General features: G+C 66.6%; 21 protein-coding genes and 1 pseudogene. 13 read left to right on the top strand and 9 right to left on the bottom strand.

Annotated elements, in window-relative coordinates:
* Positions 1-37 precede the first annotated feature (37 nt).
* The 3 genes from PGN37_RS03960 to PGN37_RS03970 all read left to right on the top strand — a co-directional run bounded on the left by PGN37_RS03960 (position 38) and on the right by PGN37_RS03970 (position 3,056).
* A complete protein-coding gene (locus PGN37_RS03960; protein ID WP_335329712.1) occupies positions 38-2,233 on the top strand; it encodes an acyl-CoA dehydrogenase in 2,196 nt (731 codons plus the stop codon).
* 167 nt (positions 2,234-2,400) lie between these two features.
* Complete coding sequence (gene mbp1 / locus PGN37_RS03965) at positions 2,401-2,643, top strand: microaggregate-binding protein 1 (protein ID WP_046366806.1); 243 nt, start codon at positions 2,401-2,403, stop codon at positions 2,641-2,643.
* 83 nt (positions 2,644-2,726) lie between these two features.
* On the top strand, positions 2,727-3,056 hold the full coding sequence (locus tag PGN37_RS03970) for a hypothetical protein (protein WP_335329713.1): 330 nt from the start codon (positions 2,727-2,729) through the stop codon (positions 3,054-3,056).
* A 5-nt stretch (positions 3,057-3,061) separates the two neighbouring features.
* On the opposite strand, the gene PGN37_RS03975 is transcribed toward PGN37_RS03970, so the two are convergent.
* A complete protein-coding gene (locus tag PGN37_RS03975; RefSeq protein WP_335329714.1) occupies positions 3,062-3,841 on the bottom strand; it encodes an SDR family NAD(P)-dependent oxidoreductase in 780 nt (259 codons plus the stop codon).
* Between the two features lie 53 nt (positions 3,842-3,894).
* Positions 3,895-5,587, bottom strand: a pseudogene (gene fadD2, locus PGN37_RS03980) (long-chain-fatty-acid--CoA ligase FadD2).
* Positions 5,588-5,643: 56 nt separating this feature from the next.
* Between fadD2 and PGN37_RS03985 the strand changes: the two are divergent.
* The 6 genes from PGN37_RS03985 (at position 5,644) to PGN37_RS04010 (ending at position 11,577) form a co-directional block, all read left to right on the top strand.
* Entirely contained in the window at positions 5,644-6,885 is a 1,242-nt protein-coding gene (locus PGN37_RS03985) for a DNA polymerase domain-containing protein (protein WP_335329715.1), read from the top strand.
* A 148-nt stretch (positions 6,886-7,033) separates the two neighbouring features.
* Entirely contained in the window at positions 7,034-7,441 is a 408-nt protein-coding gene (locus PGN37_RS03990) for an STAS domain-containing protein (protein WP_335329716.1), read from the top strand.
* A gap of 126 nt (positions 7,442-7,567) precedes the next feature.
* Positions 7,568-8,761 carry an acyl-CoA dehydrogenase family protein gene (locus tag PGN37_RS03995; RefSeq protein WP_335329717.1) on the top strand — a complete coding sequence of 398 codons (1,194 nt, stop codon included), beginning with the start codon at positions 7,568-7,570 and terminating at the stop codon, positions 8,759-8,761.
* The gene (locus tag PGN37_RS04000) at positions 8,754-9,899 is read left to right on the top strand and encodes an acyl-CoA dehydrogenase family protein (RefSeq protein WP_335329718.1); all 1,146 of its coding nucleotides are present in this window, start codon (positions 8,754-8,756) and stop codon (positions 9,897-9,899) included. Before PGN37_RS03995 ends, PGN37_RS04000 begins: the two co-directional genes overlap by 8 nt.
* 45 nt (positions 9,900-9,944) lie before the next feature.
* Positions 9,945-10,157: a hypothetical protein gene (locus PGN37_RS04005; RefSeq protein ID WP_442932842.1), complete on the top strand. Its 213-nt coding sequence runs from the start codon at positions 9,945-9,947 to the stop codon at positions 10,155-10,157.
* Positions 10,158-10,164: 7 nt separating this feature from the next.
* Complete coding sequence (locus PGN37_RS04010; RefSeq protein WP_335329719.1) at positions 10,165-11,577, top strand: NCS2 family permease; 1,413 nt, start codon at positions 10,165-10,167, stop codon at positions 11,575-11,577.
* Here the strand turns inward: PGN37_RS04010 and PGN37_RS04015 are convergent.
* From PGN37_RS04015 to PGN37_RS04040, 6 genes are read right to left on the bottom strand one after another with little or no spacing between them, the layout of a single operon-like run.
* Positions 11,535-12,230 (bottom strand): TetR/AcrR family transcriptional regulator, encoded by a 696-nt coding sequence (locus PGN37_RS04015; protein WP_335329720.1) that lies wholly within the window; start codon positions 12,228-12,230, stop codon positions 11,535-11,537. The genes PGN37_RS04010 and PGN37_RS04015 overlap by 43 nt on opposite strands.
* Positions 12,231-12,239: 9 nt before the next feature.
* Positions 12,240-13,235, bottom strand: coding sequence for a sugar phosphate isomerase/epimerase family protein (locus PGN37_RS04020; protein ID WP_335329721.1), 996 nt, complete (start codon positions 13,233-13,235; stop codon positions 12,240-12,242).
* On the bottom strand, positions 13,232-14,104 hold the full coding sequence (locus tag PGN37_RS04025) for a sugar phosphate isomerase/epimerase family protein (RefSeq protein WP_335329722.1): 873 nt from the start codon (positions 14,102-14,104) through the stop codon (positions 13,232-13,234). Before PGN37_RS04025 ends, PGN37_RS04020 begins: the two co-directional genes overlap by 4 nt.
* Positions 14,105-14,108: 4 nt before the next feature.
* Positions 14,109-15,140, bottom strand: coding sequence for a Gfo/Idh/MocA family protein (locus PGN37_RS04030; protein ID WP_335329723.1), 1,032 nt, complete (start codon positions 15,138-15,140; stop codon positions 14,109-14,111).
* Positions 15,141-15,152: 12 nt separating this feature from the next.
* Entirely contained in the window at positions 15,153-16,058 is a 906-nt protein-coding gene (locus tag PGN37_RS04035) for a sugar phosphate isomerase/epimerase family protein (protein ID WP_335329724.1), read from the bottom strand.
* A complete protein-coding gene (locus tag PGN37_RS04040; protein WP_335329725.1) occupies positions 16,055-17,455 on the bottom strand; it encodes a sugar porter family MFS transporter in 1,401 nt (466 codons plus the stop codon). Before PGN37_RS04040 ends, PGN37_RS04035 begins: the two co-directional genes overlap by 4 nt.
* Positions 17,456-17,592: 137 nt before the next feature.
* Between PGN37_RS04040 and PGN37_RS04045 the strand changes: the two genes are divergently transcribed.
* From PGN37_RS04045 to PGN37_RS04055, 3 genes are all read left to right on the top strand, one after another.
* Entirely contained in the window at positions 17,593-18,585 is a 993-nt protein-coding gene (locus PGN37_RS04045; RefSeq protein ID WP_335329783.1) for a LacI family DNA-binding transcriptional regulator, read from the top strand.
* 177 nt (positions 18,586-18,762) lie between these two features.
* Complete coding sequence (locus PGN37_RS04050) at positions 18,763-19,371, top strand: TetR/AcrR family transcriptional regulator (RefSeq protein WP_335329726.1); 609 nt, start codon at positions 18,763-18,765, stop codon at positions 19,369-19,371.
* Between the two features lie 11 nt (positions 19,372-19,382).
* A complete protein-coding gene (locus tag PGN37_RS04055; RefSeq protein ID WP_335329727.1) occupies positions 19,383-20,441 on the top strand; it encodes an NAD-dependent epimerase/dehydratase family protein in 1,059 nt (352 codons plus the stop codon).
* 3 nt (positions 20,442-20,444) lie between these two features.
* Here PGN37_RS04055 and PGN37_RS04060 read toward each other — a convergent pair whose 3' ends face one another.
* Complete coding sequence (locus tag PGN37_RS04060; RefSeq protein ID WP_335329728.1) at positions 20,445-21,077, bottom strand: TetR/AcrR family transcriptional regulator; 633 nt, start codon at positions 21,075-21,077, stop codon at positions 20,445-20,447.
* Between the two features lie 94 nt (positions 21,078-21,171).
* On the opposite strand from PGN37_RS04060, the gene PGN37_RS04065 reads away from it, so the two are divergent.
* Entirely contained in the window at positions 21,172-22,215 is a 1,044-nt protein-coding gene (locus PGN37_RS04065; RefSeq protein ID WP_335329729.1) for a Rieske 2Fe-2S domain-containing protein, read from the top strand.
* Position 22,216 lies beyond the last annotated feature (1 nt).

Here is a 22,216-nt window from a genome sequence, read left to right on the forward strand (position 1 = left end):
CCAACCGGTTAGCCAGCCCAACGGAGGGTTTCCCCCTATGCCCATCGCCATCCTCGAAGAGCACAACGACCTGGCCGATTCGGTGCGGTCCTTCGTCGCGCGCGTCGCGCCGTCGGAGGCATTGCACGACGCGCTGGAGAACCCGATCCCGAATCCCCCGTCGTTCTGGCGCGCTGCCGCCGAGCAGGGCCTGCAGGGCGTACACCTCTCCGAAGACGTCGGCGGGCAGGGCTTCGGCATCCTCGAACTGGCGATCGTCGCGGCCGAATTCGGCTACGGCGCCGTTCCCGGCCCGTTCGTGCCGTCGGCCATCGCCAGCGCACTCATCGCCGCGCACGACCCCAAGGCCGAGGTACTCGGCGGCCTGGCCGCCGGCGAGACGATCGCCGCCTACGCGATCGACTCCGGCTTGACCGCCACCCGGCAGGGCAGCGGTCTCGTGGTCCGCGGCGAAGTCCGCGCGGTTCCCGCCGCCGCGCAGGCGTCGGTCCTCGTGCTCCCGGTAGCCATCGAATCCGGCGAAGAGTGGGTCGTCCTTGACGCTGCGTCCCTCGAGATCGAACCGGTGCCGTCGGTCGATCCGCTGCGACCCATCGCCCACGTGCGCGCCAACGCGATCGAGGTCGCCGACGATCGCGTACTCAGCGGCGTGAGCCGGGATCTCGCGCGCGCGATCATCACCACCGTGCTCTCCGCCGAATGCGTCGGCGTCGCCCGCTGGGCCACCGACACGGCATCGGCCTACGCGAAGATTCGCGAGCAGTTCGGCCGGCCGATCGGTCAGTTCCAGGCGATCAAGCACAAATGCGCCGGGATGATCGCCGAGACCGAGCGGGCCACCAGCGCGGTGTGGGATGCCGCCCGCGCGATCGACGAAGAGCTGCAAGGGAACTCCGAGAAGGCGAGCTCCTTCGAATTCGCCGCAGCCGTCGCGGCCACCCTCGCACCGGTCGCCGGGCAGCACTGCGCACAGGACTGCATCCAGGTGCACGGCGGCATCGGCTTCACCTGGGAGCACGACACCAACGTCTACTATCGGCGGGCCATCGTCCTGGCGGCAGCGTTCGGCCGTCACGCCGACTACCCGCAGCAGGTCGTCGACACCGCGACCGCGACGGGGATGCGCTCGATCGACATCGACCTCGACCCGGACACCCTCAAGCTGCGCGAAGAGATTCGCGCAGAAGTCGCTGCGCTGAAGGCGATTCCGAAAGAGGAGCGCAACGCCGCGATCGCCGAGGGCGGCTGGGTGCAGCCGCACCTGCCCACGCCGTGGGGACGCGCGTCCAACCCGGTCGAGCAGATCATCATCGCCCAGGAGTTCTCCACCGGGCGGGTCAGGCGGCCGCAGATGGGCATCGCCGCCTGGATCATCCCGTCGATCGTCGCCTACGGCACGGAGGCTCAGCAGCAGCGCTTCCTCCCGCCCACGTTCCGCGGCGAGATGATCTGGTGCCAGCTGTTCTCCGAGCCGGGGGCGGGATCTGACCTGGCGAGCCTGACGACCAAGGCCACCAAGGTCGACGGTGGCTGGCGCATCACCGGCCAGAAGATCTGGACCACTGGGGCGCAGTTCTCGGCGTGGGGCGCACTGCTGGCACGAACGGACCCGAGCGCTCCGAAGCATCAGGGCATCACGTACTTCCTCCTCGACATGGCCGCCGAAGGCGTCGAGGTCAAGCCGCTGCGTGAGCTGACCGGCAACGCGATGTTCAACACGGTCTTCATCGACGACGTGTTCGTGCCCGACGACATGGTGCTCGGCGAGGTCGACCGGGGCTGGGAGGTCAGCCGAAACACACTGACCAACGAGCGCGTCTCGATCGGCAGCAGCGAGCCGCCGTTCCTGGCCAGCCTCGACCAGTTCGTCGACTTCGTCCGCGACGGCCACTTCGACCAGATCGAACAGAACGAGGCGGGCAGGCTGATCGCAGAGGGCCACGCAGCCAAGCTGCTCAACATGCGCTCGACGCTGCTGACTCTCGCCGGCGGTGACCCGATGCCGGCCGCCGCGATCTCCAAGCTCCTGTCTATGAAGACCGGCCAGGGCTACGCAGAGTTCGGAGTGTCCTCGTTCGGGACCGACGCCGCCATCGGCGATCAGGGTCAACTGTCGGGTAAGTGGGCCGAGTACCTGCTGGCCGGGCGTGCGACGACGATCTACGGCGGCACCTCGGAGGTGCAGCTCAACATCATCGCCGAGCGTCTGCTCGGACTCCCGCGCGACCCGTAACCCACGTCGCCGCAGGCCGGGACCAAACAAAGTGAGACGCTGCTAACACTGCGTGCTTTTGCAAGCGGCAATGGGCATCCTGCAAGCAGGCCCGCCCACACACTCGCCGCACCGCGGATTGGGCCCGCTCTTGACCTCGACGGCGCGGCGGAACGAAAGGAAAGCTCATGGCAGACAGCACCAGCGGCCCCATCGCAGCTCTGCGCGCGCTCGTCGACGGCAGCATCGGCCTGTCCAAGCAGGTCATCGGCATCCTGCTCGACAACGACCGGCTGCAGGAGCAGGGCGAGGCCCAGCAGCAGAAGGCGCGCGCCCTGAAGGACGTGGCGCAGAAGGAAGCCGAAGCCGAGGCGGCTCGTGCCGAGGCCAAGACCCAGGAAGCCCGCCAGAAGGCTGCCAGCAAGTCCTGATTCTCAGCTCGACGACAGCGGTCCCCGACGCCCGTCGGGGGCCGCTTACGTTTTCCGGTGACGTCGCCGGGAACCCGCCTGCTATGTCCAACGACCGTGACTTCGCGGAGAAGCGCCTCGACAAGCCGGGCACGGCGCGCGCGGCGGTCCTGTACACCGCAGTCGTCGTCGCCGTGGCCGGCGTCGCGTTCGCCTTCTACGCTCTCGGCGCGCGCGACTCCGTCTACGCCGCATCCCTGGTGCCCTTGTTCCTGTTCCTCGGCGGAGTCGGCGCTTTGGTGCGCACCTATCGCGAGTGGAAGGCCGAGCGGGGCTGGGCAGCGTGGCAGGCGGCAGGCTGGTTCCTGCTGTTACTCATGCTGTTCACCCTTGCCGTGCCCGGGTCCGCGATCATGGTCGGCGCGGTCGAGTAGCCGTCTCAGGGAAGGATGGCGTCGACGTAGCCGCCGTCGACCCGCAGCGCCCCTCCGGTCGTCGCCGACGCAAGTGGCGAAGCGAGATAGACGACCATGTTGGCGATCTCCTCGGGCTCGATGAGGCGCTGGATCAGCGATTGCGGGCGGTGCAGACGCATGAACTCCCGCTGAGCCTCGTCCCACGGCAGGGACGTGTCGACGAGTTCATACACGAAGTCCTCGACTCCAGCGGTGTGCGTGGGGCCGGCGATCACCGAGTTCACCGTCACCCCGCTTCCCGCCGCGTCCTTGGCGAATCCGCGCGACAACGCCAGCAGCGCGGTCTTCGAGACGCCGTAATGGATCATCTCCGCGGGCGTCACCACCGCCGAGTCGCTGGCGATCTGCAGCACGCGACCCCAGCCGCGTTCCACCATGCCGGGCAGGTACAGCCGGATCAATCGAGCCGCTGCCAGGACGTTGACCTCGAAATACGTGCGCCACTGCTCGTCGGTGATCTCCCGGGCCGGTACGGCGCCGAAGATCCCGAGGTTGTTGACCAGGATGTCGACATCGGGCACCTCGGCGAGCAACGCCTCAGCACCGTCAGCATCGGCGACATCGGCGGCGACACCGACGACATCTCCGTCGATCCCGGCGACAGCAGCGTCGACGCGGTCACGGCTTCGTCCATTGACCACCACACGCGCGCCCGCCGAGGCGAGACCCTGGGCGATGGCCAACCCGATGCCCTGGGTCGAGCCGGTGACGAGCGCGGTCTTTCCAGTCAGGTCGATGTTCACGAAGGTGTACTACCACCGCGACCGGCCGGCTATTCCAGGCGCGTCAGCCCGTTCTACTCGACGTCCATCTCCCGCAGCTCGCGCTTGAGGATCTTGCCCGTCGGGTTACGCGGCAATTCGTCGAGGAAGATCACCTCGCGCGGCACTTTGTACCGGGCCAGGTTCTCCTTCACATAGGCCTTGATCGCATCCTCGTCGATCGAGGCGCCCTCGGTCTTGACCACGAAGCACCGCAGGCGGTGTCCCCACTCCTTGTCCTCGACACCCAGCGCCGTGGCTTCGATGACCTCGGGGTGTCCACTGACGAGGTCCTCGACCTCGGCGGGGAACACGTTCTCCCCACCCGAGACGATCATCTCGTCGTCGCGGCCGCTGACGTAGAGCAGATCGTCCTCGTCGAAGTAGCCGACGTCGCCGGAGGACAGCAGCCCGTCGATGATCTGCTTACCGCCGCCGCCGGTGTAACCCTCGAACGGGAAGAAGCTGCCGACGAAGATGCGGCCGACCTCGCCCTGCGGCAGCTCCTTGCCGTTGTCGTCGAAGATCTTGACCTTCATCCCCTTGACGACGGGTCCGACCGTCGACGGATTCTTCGAAAGATGCTGCGGCCCCGCGATTGTCGCGAACGACACCTCCGTCGACCCGTAGAGGTTGTAGATCACCGGCCCCAGGGCCTTGAGTGCGCGGGTCGCCAGTTCTGCGCCCAGCTGGGACCCGGAGACGAACACGATGCGCAGCGAGGACAGGTCTGGCTTCGGGGAAGTCTTGTCGAGCTCGTCGAGCATCCGGGACAGCATCACCGGCACCACGACGACCGCGGTGGCCTTGTGCTTTTCGATGTCGGCGAGCACGGTCGCCGGCTTGAACCGCCTGCGCAGCACCAGCGTCGTCCCGAGCATCATCGCGACCGTGGCGTGCAGGAACCCCAGCGCGTGGAACATCGGCGCGGGAAGTGCGGTGACTTCCCCGCCCTTGAAGGGGACCGAGGACAGCACACCGCCGATCGGCGCCAACGACGGTGGGGCACTGCGGTTGGCGCCCTTCGGCGTTCCCGTGGTGCCGCTGGTCAAGATGATGATCGACGAGTGCTTGGTGACCTTCGGCGGCGGGTACCGACCCGGTCCGGGCGATCAACTCCTCGAGGGTCTCATCGGTGCTTCCCGACGGCTCGTCCTTGTCCGGGTTCACACCGAGGGCGCGCAGCTTGCCGAGCGGGGGTTCGGCTTGGGACACCGCGGCGGTGTACTCGTCGTCGTAGATGACCAGCTTGGCGCCCTCGCGCTCGGACACCTCTTTGATCTGCGGCCCGGAGAACTCGCTGTTGAGCAGGATGATGCGCGCACCCGTCTTCGCCACACCGAACCACGACACCAGGAACCAGCGGTGGTTGCGGGCCAGGATCGCGACACCGTCTCCGCCTTTGACACCCTTGGCGAGCAGACCGTTGGCGACCGCGTTGGCCGCGTCGTCCAGTTCCTTGAACGTCATCTCGCCGAAGTCGTCGATCACCGCGCGGGCATGGGGGGTGCGCCGGGCATTGAGCGCGGGGATCATTCCGATCTCACCCCAGCGGCGGATATCGGCCAGGAATGCGGCGATGTCCTGTGGCGGTTCGAGTTTCAGTGCACCCGCCTGGAACATCTTGCGGGCGTAGTGCAGTTCCGCGGTGCCGCGGTCCCAGTAGATCTCCGCGGACTGGCTGATCTTGCCGAGCGCCTGGGCGGCCAGGTCGGTGAGCGTGGACATGGACTCAACTTTATGTGACGCGCCTCGCAGACCGGTCTGGAACCTACGATGAGGGAATGGCTGCCCGGGAGTCTTTCGAGATCGGCGGGCAGCAGGTGCCGATCACCAATCCGGACAAGGTCGTGTTTCCCGATCGGGGCGTGACCAAGGGCGAGCTGATGGAGTACTACGCAGCCGTTGCCGAGGGCGCCCTGCGCGGCGTGGCCGAGCGGCCGATGATCCTCAAGAGATTCGTCAAAGGCATCACCGAGGAAGCGGTGTTCCAGAAACGAGCTCCGCAGAAGCGTCCCGACTTCGTCGACGTCGCCGAGCTGAAGTACGCGTCGGGGACGTCGGCCGCCGAAGCAGTGCTGACTACCCCGGCAGGTCTGATCTGGGCGGTGAATCTCGGCTGTGTCGACCTCAACCCGCACCCCGTGCGGGCCGACGACCTCGATCACCCCGACGAACTGCGGGTCGATCTGGACCCGATGCCGGGCGTCGGGTGGCGGCAGATCCTCGACGTGGCATTCGTGGCCCGGGAAGTGCTCGAAGACCACGGCCTTGTGGCGTGGCCCAAGACGTCCGGATCTCTCGGCTTCCACATCTATGCGCGCATCCACCGGAACTGGCCCTTCAAGCAGGTTCGACTGGCCGCCGAGGCAGTCGCGCGCGAGGTGGAACAGCGCGCCCCCGAATCCGCGACCGCGAGGTGGTGGAAAGAGGAACGCCACGGCGTCTTCGTCGACTTCAACCAGAACGCCAAAGACCGGACCGTGGCGTCGGCGTACTCGGTGCGCGCCACTCCAGACGCCCGGGTCTCGACGCCGTTGTTCTGGGACGAGGTGGCCGGCTGCCGTCCGGAGGAGTTCACGATCGCCACGGTCCCCGGCCGGTTCGCCGAGCAGGGCGACCCCTGGGAGGGGATGGACGACACCGCGGGCGGACTGGAGGCCCTGCTGGAGTTGGCCGAGCGTCTCGGCCCTGCGGAGAAGGCCCCGCGCGGCACGCACCGCGTCACCGACGGCCGGCGTCACTCGACGAAGCCCCTGATCGAGATCGCCCGGACCAAGACCAAGGACGAGGCGATGGCGGCACTGGCGCAGTGGCGGGACATGCACCCGGAGGCGGCCGAGAGGCTCACTCCGACAGATGTTCTCGTCGACGGGATGCGTGGCCCGAGCTCGATCTGGTACCGCGTCAGGATCAACCTCGAACACGTGCCCGAATCGGCAAGACCGGATCAGCAGGAACTGCTCGCCGACTACAGCCCCTGGGCCGGATACACCGGTTCGCAGCAGCAGCGCCGCGGCGACTAAGTTACCGACGAGTTTGCTAGCGGGTCTGAAAGCAGTTCTTAGCGAAGTATTAGTCGTTACTCCCCACGGCCTTAAATTGGCCCCCTACCTTGAGACATGTCAGGTTCGAACGAACCCGATTTCCAGCACATGATCGAGGGAGGCGGCAATGTACGGCAATCCGACGTTCGATTGCGGTGGCGCCGAGATTCGTGCGCACTGCCGCCAGTTGGCCACCGTGGTCACGATCACGGGTGCGCTGGGCGACGCCGACATCGCCCGCGCCACCGAGTACACGCGCCGCTTCGTCCTTGCGGAGAAGCCGTTCGTACTCGACCTCAGTGCCGTCACTTCCTTTGACACTGAGGCGCTCTCACTCCTGTTCGCCCTGGACGACACGTGCAGCGCGGCCGGCGTGGAATGGTCCATGGTGGCCAGCCGCCCGGTCGAGCAGACCCTGCGGGCCCATGGCATCGACTTCGACGCGGCCGGCTCTGTTCCCGAGGCCCTCAATCACTTCGCCGATGCAATGGTCGCTCGGCGTCAGCTGCTCCCCCTCCTCACCAAGACTGCGTAAGGATCACTGTGTTACTTGATGTTCGGTGGCTCCGTTACCTCCTTCAGCGTCATCACCGGTCCGAGCTGGAACGCCGGGCCCTCACTGCCGGCTAGACGTTGCGCGGTCGCCGGTTAAGGTGCTCGTATGGGCACTGCCGCCGTCGACGCTGACCGGGTAGCCAAGGCCGCGCACGACGTGGTCGCCGAGCACGATCCGCGCTCGGTGCCGATACCGCAATTCCTCGGAGCCTGCTACGACGCCGGATTGTCCTGGGTCCACTTTCCCGAAGGCTTCGGTGGGCTCGGAGCGTCGCGAGGTCTGCAGGCAATCGCCGACCGCATCCTCCAGGGTGCCGGCGGTCCCGTTCCTCTGGGTCTCAACCCGATGGGCTACGGCATGGCCGCACCCACCGTCCGCGAGCACGCGCAGACCGATGACGTGCGCCGTGAACTACTTCGGCCGTTGGCCACCACCGAGCACATCTGGTGCCAGTTGTTCTCCGAGCCCGGCGCGGGCTCCGACCTCGCAGGGCTCGCAACATCGGCCGTGCCCGACGGCGACACCTGGGTGGTGAACGGTCAGAAGGTGTGGACCAGCCTGGCGCACCGGGCGAGGTGGGGGCTGTTGCTCGCCCGGACCGACCCGGATGCACCCAAACACAAGGGTTTGACGTACTTCGTCGTCGACATGCACGGGCCCGGGGTCGAGACCCGGCCGCTGCGGCAGATGACCGGCCACGCCGAATTCAACGAGGTCTACTTCAACGACGCGCGGATACCCGACACCCACCGGCTGGGCGCGATCGGTGACGGCTGGCGCGTGGCCATGACGACATTGATGAACGAACGCAGCGCTCTGGGGGCCAGCGGGAGCCGACGCGGCGCGGGAACCATCGCCGATGCAGTGTCGCTGTGGTCGTCCCGACCGGAACGGCAGACCGCTGTGCTGCGCGACCGCCTCACGAGCCTGTGGTTGCGGGCCGAGGCACAGCGGCTGACCTCGGAGCGGTCCCGCGCTTCGGCCACCGTGGGTGGGCCGGGCCCCGAGGGGTCGGTCGGCAAGCTCGTCGGCGCCGAGCTGAATCAGCACATCTACGAGTTCTGCATGGATTTCCTGGGGCCCGAAGGTCTTCTGTACGACGGGTACGGCGCGGGTGACGGCGATCCCGACGATTACCGCGGACCCATCCAGCAGCGCTTCCTGCGCAGCCGAGCCAACACGATCGAAGGCGGCACGTCAGAGGTGATGCGCAACATTCTCGGCGAGCGGGTGCTCGGCCTGCCGGGTGATCTGCGGGCGGATGCGGGGATGGCGTGGAAGGAGATTCCGCGTGGCTGATTTGGATGTTTCGGCGGGCGACGAGTTCGTCTTCACCGACGAGCAGCAGCAGCTGCGCGCGGCGGTACGGAAGTTCTGCGCCGAGCGGATCGACGAAGGCGCGATCCGTGCAGTCATGGAATCCGATCCGCCCTACGACCCGGCGGTGTGGACGCGGCTGGGCACCGAGCTGGGCGTGCTCGGGCTCGCAGTGCCCGAGTCCGCCGGCGGAGTGGGCGGGACACTGATCGACCAGGCGGTGGCGGTCGAAGAACTCGGCGCCGCGCTTGCGCCGGGGCCGCTGTTCGGCACCGTGTACCTCGCGATCCCCGCGCTCGTTGCGGCATCGGCATCGTCTGATCTCCTCGATGCGCTCGCCGACGGCACACGGACCGCCGCGTTCGCGATCGGCGAGATCGCGGCCTCCCCGGCGGGTGAGCGATGGAGCCTCAGCGGCACCGTGGAGCGAGTGGTCGACGCGGGCAGTGCCGACGTCCTGCTCGTCGCGGCCGACAGCCCAGATGGCACCGCACTGTTCGCTGTCGACACGGATTCGGCTGCGGTGCAGCGAGTTCCGCTGACCACGTTGGACCCCACCCGTCCGCAGGCCACAGTGACGCTGTCCGACGCGCCCGCGCACCTGATCACGGGTCCGGAGGACGCGGAACGGGTGATCGCCCATGCACTGCATGTGGGCTCGGCCCTCCTGGCGGTCGAACAGGTCGGGGCAGCACAGCACCTGCTCGATCTGAGCGTCGACTACGCGAAGAACCGCCTCCAGTTCGGACGCCCGATCGGCTCGTTCCAGGCGATCAAGCACCGCCTGGCCGACGCACTGGTCGCGGTCGAGCACGCTCGCTCGACCGCCTATCACGCGATCTGGGCGCTGACCCACGGCACCGACGATGCGGATCTGGCTGTCAGCATCGCCCAGGCCGTGTGCTCGGCCGCCCTCACCCGCGTCGCCAACGACACCATCCAGGTGCACGGGGGCATCGGATTCACCTGGGAACACCAGGCCCATCTCTACTACAAGCGGGCCTACACCAACGCTGCACTGCTGGGCAGCGCAGAGGAACACCGGGCTCGGGTCGCCGAGCTCGTGCTCGACGTCGGGACCGACAAGCCGGGACCGCGCGTCGCCACCGGCGCGCGTTGAGAGGGGACGGAAATGGCTAGAAGACAACAGCTTCTGGGAGCGGCGGTGATCGCCGGCGCAATCGCGATGCCGGTCATCGCCCTGTCCGCGGTCCCCAGCGCGGTCGCGCAGCCCCCGGGTTCCTGCCCGCCCGGCCAGACAGGCGTCATCTACGGGTGCACGCCCTTCTGCCTCCCGGGCAAGGCACTCGACCTGAACACGGGTCTGTGCATGCCGGTGGCGCCGCCGCCACCGCCGGCACCCATGTCTCAGTACTGAGCCGCCGATGAACCGAGTGGACCGCTTCTTCGAGATCACGGCCCGCCAGTCGACGGTGGGCACCGAAATACGCGGCGGCGTGGTCACGTTCATCGCGATGGCCTACATCATCGTGCTGAACCCGATCATCCTGTCGAGCCCGAAGGACGTCAGCGGGCAATCGCTGGATTTCGCGCAGGTATCGGCAACCACCGCGCTCGCCGCGGGCGTGATGACGATCCTGTTCGGGTTGATCGCGCGCTTGCCGTTCGCGTTCGCCGCGGGTCTCGGCATCAACTCGTTCCTGGCCACCACGGTCGTGGGTGAACTCACCTGGGCCGAGGCGATGGGCCTCGTGGTCATCAACGGTGTCATCATCGTGCTGCTCGCGGTCACCGGGTTGCGCCGGCTCATCTTCGATGCGGTCCCGATGCCACTGAAACTGGCGATCACCGCGGGTATCGGGCTGTTCATCCTGTTCATCGGGCTGGTCGACTCCGGTTTCATCTCGTCGACCAAATTGCCCTCTCCCCCAGTCGGATTGGGCGCCGGCGGCTTGGGATCTCTCACCACTGTGCCGACGCTGGTGTTCATCCTCACGCTGCTGTTGACGGGCATCCTGGTCTCCCGGCGGGTGCGCGGCGGCATCCTGATCGGCCTGGTGGCCGGCACGGTCGTCGCCGTGATCATCGAAGCGATCTGGCATCTCGGATCGGCCACCGAGAAGCCCGGCGGATGGTCACTGTCGGTGCCCGCACTGTCCGGATCTCCTTTTGCGATGCCCGATCTCGGGCTCGTCGGCGAATTCAGCCTGGGCAGCTTCAGCCGCATCGGCGTGATCGCCGCGGTGGTGCTCATCTTCACGCTGGTGTTCGCGAACTTCTTCGACGCGATGGGCACGATGACCGGTCTGTCTCGGGAAGCCGGATTGTCCGACGCACAAGGCAATTTCCCGCGACTGAGGGCCGCACTAGTGGTCGAGGGCGCCGGCGCGGTGGTCGGTGGCGCGACGTCGTCGTCGTCGAACACGGTGTTCATCGAGTCCGGAGCCGGCATCGAGGAAGGCGCTCGCACCGGACTGGCCAACCTGGTCACGGGCGTGCTGTTCCTCGCGGCGATGTTCGTTTCGCCGTTGGCATCGATCGTGCCGACGGAGGTGGCGGCGGCGGCACTGGTGATCGTCGGCGCGATGATGGTCTCGCACCTGCGACACATCGACCTCTCGGAGTTCTCGGTCGCGCTGCCCGTCGTACTCACCGTGGCCGTGATGCCCTTCAGCTACTCCATCGCCAACGGGATCGGCGTCGGCTTCATCTCCTGGGTGGTGATGCGCACCGCCGCGGGCAAGGCCCGCGAGATCAGCCCGCTGCTCTGGGTGGTGGCAGTCGGGTTCGCGATCTACTTCGCCCGCACCCCGCTGGAATCGTTGCTCGGCGTCTGACGGGCCGCGTGCTCGACGGCTACACCGACGAGCACGGCGCGGATCTGCCGCTCGACGTCCTGCCGTGTCAGCACGTCAGGAGAGTCGTTGACCATGGCGAACGTCTGGCCGCCCAGGTAAGCCATCAGAACGGAGGTCTGCTCGTCGCACAGCGCGTGATCGACATCGGTGCCGTTGTCGTGGTGCAGGGCGATCACCAACCGCTCGGCCAGTGCCCGGTAGCTCTCGGCGATCTGTCGGAAGCCGGAGGCGATACCGGGGTCGCGGCGCGCGGACATGGTCAGTTCCAGTCGTGCCCGCGTCCGCGACAGCTGTGGCTCGTGTCTGACGCGCAGTAGCTGATCAGCCAGCATTCCCGCGATGACGTGCCCGGTGCTGTTCGGGGCGTCCTTGAACACCTCGGTGAACTCCTGAGCGTCGTAGCTCACCAACTGGTCGACGATTCCCCGCAGCAGCGCGGCCCGGGTGCGGTAGTAGAACGACGTGGTGCCGTCCGGCACACCAGCCAGTCGGTCGACCTTGAGGTGGCTCAGTCCGCGAGGACCTTCGTCGGCGAGCAGCGAGATAGCGGCGTCGCATAGCTGGCGGCGCCGCTCGGCAGCATTGTGCTTGCGCTTGTTCTCAACATTGCCGATCGTACGCCGGGACGTCACCTCACGACATCACCTCAGGACGGCGTCAGCAGCTTTCAGGGTGTTTGCCGCGATCTCCAGTCCCTCGAGTGGACCGAACGCCACGTCTTCGTGCTCGATGTTGACCCACATGTGGGGATCGACATCATGGAGGGCACGCAGGAACCGAGCCCAGAAGTCGACATCATGTCCCCGCCCCACAGCCACGAAGTCCCATGACGAGTCCTCAGGCCACTTGTTGACGACGTGCCGGCCACCCAGCCCGGTGGGGTTCTGCGCCAGGGGAATTCGGGTGAAGCGTTCGTCGAGCACTCCGTAGATCCGGCAGTTCTCGTTGATGCGGGTGTCCTTGGCCGCGGCGTGCAGGACGAGCGGGCCGAGCCACTCGATCGCCGCGACCGGGTCGATTCCCTGCCAGAACAGGTGGGACGGGTCGAGTTCGGCGCCGACGTTCGTCGCACCGACGCGTTCGACGAGGCGACGGAGCGTCGGGGGATTGAACACGAGGTTCTGCGGATGCATCTCGATGGCCACGTGGACACCGTTCTCCCGGGCCAGCCTGTCGACGTCGGACCAGAACGGCAGCGCCACCTCGTCCCACTGGTAGTCGAGTGAGTCCAGAGATCCGGAGTCCCAGGTGTTCACATGCCACGCCGGCCAGTGACCCCCCGGATGAGCCTGCGGCAACCCCGACATCGTCACGACCCGGTCGACTCCGAGCAGTCCGGCGACCCGGATCGCGTTGCGCAGGTCGTCGGCGTCTTCGGGCCCGACCTCGGGATCAGGGTGGAGCGGGTTGCCGTTGCAGTTGAGGCCGGCGATGGACACGCCGGTGCCGTCGAACACCCTCAGATACTCAGCAGGCGACACCTCGCCGGACAGCAGCCCGGAGACCGGGAGGTGCGGCGTGGGCAGGAATCCGCCGGCGTTGATCTCGGCGCCCGTCAGACCCAGCGACGCGATGGTCTCGAGGGCTTCCCGCAGCGGCTTGTCGTGCAGGATCGCGGTGTAGACCCCGAGCTTCATCGGTACTTCTCCACGTAGTCGGTCATCGTCTTCAGTTGGTAGCGCGACACCTCGTGGGCGGCCTCGTCCTCGGCGAACACGCTGGACACCATCACGGTGTCGTCGCGCTCGTAGAAGCCGAGTCGGGCGAGGCCGGAGAAGAACTCGTCCCAGTCCACGTCGCCGTCACCGATCTTGAGGTGCTGGTGCACACGGACGGGATTGCCCGGCGGATTGGTGATGTAGCGCAGGCCGTGGGACCGGTGGTGATCCATGGTGTCAGCGACATGCACCAGTCGCAGCAGATCACCTGCTGCGGACATGATCTCGGCCATGTTGCCGCCCATGTGGAACGAGTGACACGCGACGTAGACCATTCCGATGTGCGGTGAGTTCACGCCGCGGATGATGCGGATCGCCTCCAGGCCGTCCTCGACGAAATCGTCGGGGTGGGGGTCGATCCGGACGTCGAGACCCTCCCGCTCGAACAGCGGGAGCAGTTCCTCCATGGACCGGAAGAACGAGCGTTCGGACTCTTCGGCCTTCTCCGGCCGGCCGGAGAACTCGGTGTTGATGACGTTCACCCCGAGGTCGACGGTGATCTGCACGACGCGTTTCCAGTTCCGAACCGCTGCCTCACGGGCATCCTCGTCCGGTGCCGACCACCGCAGGACGGGCAGGACCGAGGCGATGCCCACCCCCGCATCGGCGCATGCCGTACGGAACTTCGACACCAGAGCGTCGTCGGCACGTGGATGGTTGAAGAACGGAATGAAGTCCCGGTGCGGAGTCAGTTGGAGGTGTTCGTAGCCCAGTTCTGCTGCCAGCGCGGGGAATTCGAGCAGTGAGTAGTCGTGGTGGAACGGGGTGGGATCGAGGGCGATTTTCACGCTGTCACGCTCCGGGGATCGAGGCGCGGTCGACCATCGTCACCGCGACGGGCTGTCCGGATGTCAGGGCTTGCACTCCGGCTTCGCAGACTGCGGTCGCGGCGTAGCCATCCCACGCGCCGGGGCCGTCGACATAGGTTCCTGTGGACGCACCGCTGCGCACCGCGTCGACCCACCGCTGGATTTCGATGTCGTAAGCACTGCCGAAACGCTCACGGAAACCAGGCGTGATGACGCCGCCCCAAGTCCCCGGCGCACCCTTCCGAACGAGCCCGACGTCGAGACCGATCATCGCGCTTCCTTGTTCGGCGACCAGCTCGGTCCGCACCTCGTAGGCCACCCCGGTGGTGACGAAAAGCTCGACATCGACGTGCTTGCCGCTCGCGGTGCGCAGGATCGCGATCTGCGGATCGAACAGTCCCTCGCGGGCGGACGGATTCGGTGTCGGCGTGACGATCTGGATCGACGTGACCTCCTCGCCGAGCAGGAAGCGGGTGACGTCGACTTCATGGACGAGGGAATCCCGCACCGTCATCGCCGAGTCGAAATGATCGGGCACCGCGGGGTTGCGGTGCACGCAGTGCAGTAGGAGGGGGGCACCGAGTTCGCCGCTGTCGATGAGTGCCTTGAGGTCGGCGTACTCGCGATCGAAACGCCGCATGAATCCGACCTGGATGAGGCGGACGCCCAGGTCGGCTTCCGCGCGCACGACCGCCAGCGAGGTCTCGATGTCGGTGGTCAGCGGCTTCTCGCACAGCACCGGCTTGCGGTGCTCCAGGCACGCGAGCAGCTGCTTTTCGTGGGTCGGGCCCGGGGTGGCGAGCACCACGGCGTCGACGTCGGGATCGGCGATCGCATCGAGGGGATCGGTGATCGCGCGGCAACCGGGAATGCCGGCGGCGATCTCCTCGGCTTTCTCGGTGACGTAGTCGTTGACCACGGCGACGCGGGCACCGGAGATCTTGGATTGGATACGGGCGACGTGGTCGGCACCCATCAGGCCGACACCGAGGACGGCGATTTTCAGATCGGACATATCAGGCGGCTCCTATCGGAAGGTGACGGACGGAATGCCGCAGGACCCGAGGTAGGAGCGGGTGCGCTGGGCAATGGGAAGGGGGGCGTCGACCTCGCAGGGGTACATGTCCTGCTCGACAATCGCGAACACGTCGATGCCGAGGCGCTCGATCTCGGCCAGCAGGGGCGGCATGTCCGGCACGCCAAGTGGCGGCTCGATCATCGCGCCGAGTTTGACGGCCTCGCCGAACGGCAGGTCTTCCGCTTCGACCTTGGCGCGCACCTGCGGGTCCACCTGCTTGAGGTGCAGGTACCCGATGCGCTCCGGTGCGTGGCGGATGATCGCGATGTTGTCGCCACCGCAGTATGCGATGTGGCCGGTGTCCAGGCACAGGTTGACGTACTGGCTGTCGGTGCCGTCGAGGAATCGGTACACGTTCCCTTCGGTGTCGACGTGTGAGTCGGCGTGCGGGTGGTATTGCGCTCGCACACCGTAGGTTTCGAACATCGCCTTGCCGAGTGCGTTCATGCCCTCGGTCTTCTTGCGCCACTGCTCGGCGGTGAGCGTGCGATCTTCGAGCACTGCGCCACTCGACGGGTCCCGCCACATCTCCGGGATGACGACGACGTGGGCGCCGCCGACCGCTGCAGTCAGCCGTGCCACGTCCTCGACCTGGGTCCAGACGGCATCCCAGGAATCGTCTTGATGCAGATGCTCGAAAACCGTTCCCGCGGAGAGCTTCAGGCCGCGTGAGCTGAGTTCTGCAGACAGTTTCTCCGGATCGGTGGGTAGGTAACCGTAGGGGCCGAGCTCGATCCATTCATAGCCGGAGCCGGCGACCTCGTCGAGGAAGCGGTCATACGGTGTCTGCTGCGGATCGTCGGGAAACCACACCCCCCAGGAGTCCGGGGCGGAGCCGACGCGAATGGTGCTCACAGAGAAATCCTTTCGGTGCTATGGGATTCGAGGCGTTCTTCGAGTTCTTCGAGCGTCGTGCCCTTGGTCTCGGGGACCAGACGGTGCACGAACACCCAGGAGGCGACGTTGACGACGACGAACAGCGCGAATGTTCCGGTGGAGCCGAGCGCGTTGTTCAGAAGGGGGAACAGGAACGAGATGACTGCGTTGGTGCACCACAGCACGAATACCGCGATGCCCATGGCGAAACCGCGTACCGACAGCGGGAAGATCTCGGACAGGAGCAGCCACACGCACGTCCCGATGAACATCTGGACGAAGGCGACGAACAGCACCATGCAGCCCAGGATCACATAGCTGCGCAGGTCCGACGGCGACATGAGGAACACTGCGGCAAGGGCGGCCTGTGAGGCGGCCACGCCGGCGAATCCGATCAGCAGCATCGTGCGGCGGCCGATGAAGCCCAGCAGGATGATGCCGATGATCGTGGTCACCACCGATGTGACTCCGACAGCGATCGTGGCGACGAGCGCGGCACTGACTCCCAATCCGCTTTGTTCGAGAATTGTTGGGGCGTAATAGTTCACGGTGTTGATGCCGGTCGCCTGCTGGACGATCGCGAGACCGCACCCGATGAGGACGACGCGTCGGATCCACGGCACGTCCCGGATCACCGTGAACGGCGTGCTGGTGGTCTTGAGCATGTGACTGGTGTGATCGACCACGATGGCGTACTCGGCGTCGGCCTCGTCGCGGGTCCTGCTCATCCGCAGGACGTCGCGAGCCTCGGTCAAGCGACCCTGCAGCGCGTACCACCGCGGCGAGTCCGGGAGGATGAGCATTCCGAGCAGAAGAGCGATCGCGGGAACGGCGGCGACGGCGAGCATGGTGCGCCACACGTGCGGATCGTGGACCAGGTGATCGAGCAGCGCGTTGGTGGCGAATGCGAGCATCTGCCCGGTGACGATCATCAGTTCGTTGATCGTCACCATGCGTCCGCGCCGGTCCGCGGGCGCCAACTCGGCGAGGTAGAGCGGGCAGGTGACCGCGGCCGCACCGACGCCGAGGCCGAGCACGATGCGCGCGGCCACCATGATCTGGACGTTCGGTGCCAGCGCGCATCCGATCGCGCCGACGAGGAACAGTCCGGCACAGATCAGCAGCGTGCGTTTGCGGCCTACCCGGTCGGCCACTCGGCCGCCGAACAGCGCGCCGAACGCGGCACCGGGGAACAGCAGTGAGCTGACCACGGTGGCTTCCCCGAACGCCGAGAGGTTCAGGTCGTCCTTCATGTACAGCAGCGCACCGGAGATGACGCCGGTGTCGTAGCCGAACAGGAGCCCACCGAGGGTCGCGATGATCGTCAGTTTGGTGAGAAAGCGACCCGTATGCGCGGATGTTTCTGGATGTGACACCGGGACCTCACTTCGTTGGGTAACGCGCGTTAGTAACGCGCGTGAGGTCTACTATGGATGCCAGCCCTCGACTGTGTCAACCGTCACTCTGCAGAAGGATCTCGCCTGTGAGCACCGCGCGTCAGCGCCGCCCGACGATGGCCGATGTCGCCGAACGCGCCGGAGTGTCCCGCACGCTGGTCTCCTTCATCCTCGACGGCAAGCCAGGAGCCAGTGACGAGACCCGACAACGTGTCCTCGCGATCGCCGAGGAGATCGGCTACCGCCCCGATTCGGCCGCCCGGCTGTTGGCACAGGGCCGCAGCCGCACCCTCGGCGTCATGATCGATGTCCGCCAGCTGTTCCAAGCCGAGATGGTCACGTCGATCTATCCCGCCGCGGAAAGGCTCGGCTACGAGGTTCTGCTGTCAGCCAACCTCCCGGACCGCACCGAGGGGTCGGTCGTCGAATCGCTGCTCAGCCATCGCTGCGGCGCGCTACTCCTCCTGGGTCCGCACGCCGCCCAGTCCGACCTGATACAGATGGCCGAGCGGGTACCGGTGGTGGTGGCAGGCCGCCGACTGCCGGGGCTGACGGACGATATTCCGCTCGCCACCGTGCGCACCAACGATGCCAAGGGAATCCGGCAGGCGGTCGACTATCTGGTGGGCCTGGGCCATCGCCGTATCCATCACGTCGACGGCGGCACCGATCCGGGATCGGCCGACCGCTCCCGCGCCTACCGGTCCGCCATGCGCTCACACGGCTTGACCGCCGAGATCGCAGTGATCGCAGGGGCTCACAACGAAGAGGCCGGCGCCGCAGCAGCACACTCCATGCTGGCCGCGCCTGAACTCCCGACGGCGGTGCTGGCGGGCAACGATCGCTGCGCCCTCGGCATCCTCGACGTGTTCACACGTTCCGGCATCTCTGTGCCCGAACAGGTTTCGCTCGTCGGATACGACGACAGCCGGCTCTCGGAGAATCCGCGTATCGATCTGACCACGATCCATCAGGATGCTCCCGACATCGCCTGTCGATCAGTGGAACTCGCGGTGGCGATGCTCGTCGACGGACCGATTCCCAGCAGGGACGTGGTGCTCGAGCCGACACTCGTCATCCGCGGCACGACGGCTCCGCCACGGGTCTGAGGCGTCCGAACTTTGCGGCACCGCTTGATGGACAGTTGTCCATTTACCGAGTACAAGACTGCCCGCTCACCTGACGCATCGTCCGCAACCCGCACCGCGCTCCCGCGAACAACGCTCAACCTGACGGTCATTCGTGCGATGTTGCTCTCCGGATGACTCGGAGTCTATCCTGGACAAGTGTCCAGCCAAGGTCGTCCACGTGTTGTCGCGTTGGACTGGCACCGGCGCTGGCTCTCCCATCAGGACGCGACAGCCAAGGTGCTCGACGCCGCAACTGCCCTGCTGAGGGAAGGCTCGGTCGCCGAGCTGTCCATCGATACCATCGCCGACCGTGCGGGCATGTCCCCCTCAGCAGCCGCCGAACTCTTCCCCTCCGTCGACGACGTGATCGTCGACATCTGCCTGCACAGGATCCACAGCGTGGTGGTCGATCAGGAGGCTCCCGCCGGATCGGTGGAACGCGTGTCCGCGCAGCTCACCTCGGTGATTCACCTGGTAGCGGAGGAGCCGGCGGTGGCGGCCGCGTGCGCATCGCTGTTCCTCGAGACCGGATCTGCCGCGGAGCGCGCCCGCGATCAGATCGGGCGCGAGATCTCCCAGCTGATCGCGTCCGCATCCGGACCAGGCGCGTGGCCCGAGGTGCGCACCACTCTCGAACTGGCCTTCACCGGCGCGCTCATTCAGGCGGCGATGGGTTCGATGCCCTACCCGGAAGCCGCACAGCGGGTGGAAGACGCAGTCAATCTGCTGCTGGACGCTCCCTCACACCATGACCGACGGGCATGAAGGAGAACCACGTGCCAGGAACCGTAGTGGTGACAGGCGGCTTCGGCCTGGTGGGATCTGCCACGGTGAGACGGCTGGTAGCGCTGGGCCGCACGGTTGTCGTCGCTGATCTCGATACGCCCGCCAACCGAGCGTCTGCGGCGACCTTGCCCGCGAACGTGCGGGTGGCATGGGTCGACCTGACGGAGCGGGATCAGACGGCCCACCTCGTCGACGAGGTGGCGCCCGACGTCATCGTCCACCTGGCGGCGATCATCCCCCCGGGCATCTACCGCAACCGCACGTTGGCTCGCCGGGTCAATGTCGATGCCACCCGTACCTTGGTCGAGATCGCTGAATCCCAGCCGAAGCCCCCGCGATTCGTGCAGGCGTCCAGCAATGCTGTCTACGGCTCGCGCAACCCGCACCGAGCGACCGGCCCGGTGACCGCGGACATGCCGATGCGCCATTCCGATCTCTACAGCGCGCACAAAGCCGAGGCGGAATCGATCGTGCGGAGCTCCAGCCTGGACTGGGTGGTTCTGCGGTTGGGCGGTGTCTTGAGCGTCGACCCGAAAGCCATCCCCTTCAGCACCGACGCGCTGTACTTCGAGAGCTGCCTGCCCACCGACGGCCGGATACACACCGTCGATGTCCGCGACGTCGCCTGGGCGTTCGCTGCGGCCACGACCGCCGACGTCGTCGGCGAGATCCTGCTCATCGCCGGCGACGACTCGCACCGCCGGGTGCAGGGCGAGGTCGGGGCCGCTCTTGCCGCCGCGCGCGGTCTCGCCGGTGGACTCCCGCAGGGGCGCAAGGGAAATCCCGACAGCGACGACGACTGGTTCGTCACCGACTGGATGGATACCACCCGAGCACAACAGGCACTGGAATTCCAGCACCACACGTGGCAGGACATGCTCGCCGAGGCGCGTGGGAACGCAGGCATGATTCGCCACGTCCTGCGCCTCGTAGCGCCCCTCGCCCGCGCCGTGCTGGCTCGCCGGTCGGCCTACTACGGACAACCGGGGCAGTTCGCCGATCCGTGGGGCGCCATCACCCGCAAGATCGGTGACGCCTCGCCCGACTGACCATCAGCCCGGTGTCGCGGAGCCGGCGAGGTAGGCCACGATGGCGCTCGTCAGGCCATCACGTGCGACGTCGAGATCGTTGAAGCTGCCCAATTGCTTCTCCGACACCAGGCCGCGCATCGCGCCCGGGATGAACATCGCGACCTTGTCCACGCGGTGCGGGTCGACGGCCAGGTCGGCAAATGCTTTCTGGCACAGCTCACTCCAGCTCTGACCCCACGACCGCAACTCGGCCGCCGTCGACGGATACAGCCGGTCCAGCTCTGCCGGGTCACGGGGAAGCGCCGCCCTGAGGTTCTCGATGGCTCGGGAGTCGGGAGCGTCCAGACCCTCGTAGAGCGTGTCGACGATGGCTGCCACGCGGGTGCGGAGCGAGGCCCCGGTCTCCGAGGCGGTGACGATGTCGCCGCGGCGCTCGGCGGTGTGGTGCAGTACTGCCGCCCAGAAACCGTCGGCGTCACCGAACTGATACTGGATGGTCCCCCACGTGACCCCGATCGCCTTCGCGATCCGATTGGCCGACACCGCCGCCGGATCTCCGGTCGCGAGTGCGTCGACCGCGGCACTCAAAAGCGCTTGCCGCGTGGCTATTCCGCGTCTGTTCGCCGTGCGGCCGGCGCTGTCGGGGAGCGGCATCGCCACATCCTATCGTCGGCCCGCGAAGAATCATTGACTCATCTATGACTTTTTCATAGAGTCGTCCACGAAAAGGACTCGGAAGGGGACTGCTGTGGCGAAACCGCCGTTGTCGATGACCCCGACCGGATGGTTCCAGGTGGCCTGGTCCGACGAGATCGGTGTCGGCGACGTGCACCGCATGCACTACTTCGGCCAGGACCTGATCGGCTGGCGCACCGAGTCCGGTCAGATCTCGGTGATGCACGCGTACTGCGAGCACCTCGGAGCCCATCTCGGATTCGGCGGTCACGTCGTCGGAGAAGCCATTCAGTGCCCCTTCCACGGGTGGCAGTGGAACACCGAGGGCCGCAACGTCTGCATCCCCTACGAGAAGCGGCCGAATCGGGGTCGGAAGATCGCCTCGTTCCCGGTGGTCGAACGCAACGCCTCTGTCTACATCTGGCACGACACACTGGGGCGTGAGCCGTTCTTCGATGCACCAGATGTGTTCGCCAGCTTCGGTGACGGTTCCAGCGTCGACGACTACTTCCCCCAGCAGCGACTGTTCGAGCAGGGGCACGAGATGCACCCGCAGTACGTTCTCGAGAACGGCGTGGACGTCGAGCACTTCCGCTATGTCCACGAGACACCGATCAATCCCGTCTTCACCCGGCACGACTTCGACCAACCGGTGTCCTACGTAGACTTCACGATCACGTTCGACGGAGACGATCAACAGGTCATCGACGATGTCCGAAGCGGAGTCCAAGCGATCAACGGCGGTCTGGGCATCGCCGTGACCAAGAGCTGGGGGATGATCGACAACCGGACGATCTCCTGCGTCACACCGGTCGACGACCGCACGTCCGACGTCCGCTTCATGACCTACATCGGCAAGCCGAAGCAGCCGCCCCGGGATCCGGAGAAGGCACGCGTCAAGGCCGAGCAGTTCGGCAACGAGGTGATCCGGCAGTTCACACAGGACATCCACATCTGGTCGCACCAGAGGTACTCCGATCCACCCGCACTGGCCGGCACGGAGGTGCGGGGCTTCACCGCGATCCGGGAGTGGGCGCGGCAGTTCTATCCCGACGGCATCGGAGGTAGCGCGGCCGAAGTCGCTGCGGCACAACAGGAAGCACTACAGAAGGGCTAAA

The organism is Mycobacterium kyogaense, from assembly GCF_036946525.1.
GTDB classification, from domain to species: Bacteria; Actinomycetota; Actinomycetes; order Mycobacteriales; family Mycobacteriaceae; genus Mycobacterium; species Mycobacterium kyogaense_A.